The sequence below is a fragment of the Photorhabdus sp. RM71S genome, from assembly GCF_042879355.1.
In the GTDB taxonomy this organism is placed as follows: domain Bacteria; phylum Pseudomonadota; class Gammaproteobacteria; order Enterobacterales; family Enterobacteriaceae; genus Photorhabdus; species Photorhabdus kayaii.
In genome coordinates, this window is the sequence record NZ_JBHFKV010000119.1 from 1 (window position 1) to 1559 (window position 1559).

At 40.8% G+C, this 1559-nt stretch carries 3 protein-coding genes; 2 read left to right on the plus strand and 1 reads right to left on the minus strand.

The window, feature by feature from the left end:
* Nucleotides 1–131: 131 nt before the first annotated feature.
* Nucleotides 132–782 carry a transposase gene (locus ACGF5R_RS23905; RefSeq protein ID WP_262981758.1) on the minus strand — a complete coding sequence of 217 codons (651 nt, stop codon included), beginning with the start codon at nt 780–782 and terminating at the stop codon, nt 132–134.
* 112 nt (nt 783–894) lie between these two features.
* Here ACGF5R_RS23905 and ACGF5R_RS23910 point away from each other — a divergent pair, with 112 nt between their 5' ends.
* Both ACGF5R_RS23910 and ACGF5R_RS23915 read left to right on the plus strand, forming a co-directional pair.
* Nucleotides 895–1254 (plus strand): sulfatase-like hydrolase/transferase, encoded by a 360-nt coding sequence (locus tag ACGF5R_RS23910; protein WP_112878430.1) that lies wholly within the window; start codon nt 895–897, stop codon nt 1252–1254.
* 81 nt (nt 1255–1335) lie between these two features.
* On the plus strand, nt 1336–1464 hold the full coding sequence (locus ACGF5R_RS23915; protein ID WP_262981757.1) for a hypothetical protein: 129 nt from the start codon (nt 1336–1338) through the stop codon (nt 1462–1464).
* Nucleotides 1465–1559 lie beyond the last annotated feature (95 nt).

The following is a 1559-nucleotide window of genomic DNA, read 5'->3' on the forward strand; positions in this document are numbered from 1 at the left end:
CTTCCGACAGCGGACTTCGGTGGGCCTACCACCATCTCCTCCTGAGCTTATGCTACATACTGGCTGCATTCCCTATGCGGCTAGTTTGTATGCCTGCGGCACACTTTCTATCAAAAATCGCCTTCTTAACATCAGCTTGTCCCAGAGAGATAACGCTTTTGCCTTTTATTACGGACATGAGTGATTAACGTTATTCCTTCTGCTTCTAGTTCATCGCACAAAGCCTGCGACAAATACCCTTTATCGCCATACAAACATCCTGTTAACCCTTGTACCAGCGCTTTGACGGGATGGCGATCATCCTTATTTCCTGAGCGCCAAAAGTTCACTACAATCATTGATAACCAGATGAAGTTTAAAGTTTTCCCTCGCTGTGCGACGCCCTGAAATACGCGATGACGGGGAATACGGAGATTGTGGCAAACGGCAATTTTAGTTAAATCAATAAAAGCGATCCCCTGGGTTTCAGCCTTGCGTGACGAAAGAAAAGCACAGAGAGGAATGAGAGCCCTTTGCTTCAAGGTTAACATGCGGGTGTAGCTGACCAACCGGGGAAAATCGGCCTTAAGATAGTGTTTAACATGCTGAATATAAAACGTTTTAAAATCACGATAATGGCTCATGTGGAATAAAATGAGGAGCGTCATCACTTCACTGAGAGAAAGGGAAGCTTCGCGGCGACGTTTGAGCAAACCATTTTCAATTAACTGTTGATGCCAGAGAGGAATAAATTTTTGGCAAAAGTCATCGACGCCACAGTAAAGTTCTTCTAAATTAGACATGCCTGAGGCACTGAGTTCCCTTCTTAAGCAAACCTCAGGTTAATTAAATTATTAATCTGTATGAGAAATAAATGGCCGATTACTAAAACAGAAAGGTAAGAAATTTATTATTATGCATATCTATGGCAGTCATGAGCCATCCTGTAACCGATTTCCCGAAAATAAACTGATATCTTTCTCATCGAACGAAGATGATAATTGCTATGACAGCTCAATAGTTTATACAGATCAGATAATAGAGAAAATTATTAATAAAAACAAAGATAGTAAAGCATTTATTCTCTATTTTTTAGATCATGGATTACAACGTTTAGATAAAAACGGTGACATCCGTCATAACCACGGAGTTAGTCATCCTCGAAAAGAGGCTTATAATATCCCCTTATTTATCTGGTATAACGATAATGTTAATCCAAGATATCGTCATACTGGTGTACTTCAGATAATTATTACCTTATCAGTGATTGGCTAGGTATTTATCATAAATCTCCAGAATACTGCCGTTCACCATTAAACAATTGTTTCAAATCACAGAAAGAGCTAACGGTGATCGATGATAATAAAACTTAATATACCCGTTATCTTTCAAGTTGCCTCTTTGTTGGCTGCACTCACTCATCCCGGTCACATCGTTCGCTATGCCCCTGCGGATTCGCTCCCTTGCCATCGCGGTGCATCTTGAAATCCATAGGATATCCCTTTTAAAACGCAAAAACCCCCAGCTCTCGCTGAGGGTTTCTACTGTATTTAAAGCCTGGCAGTTCCCTACTCTCACAT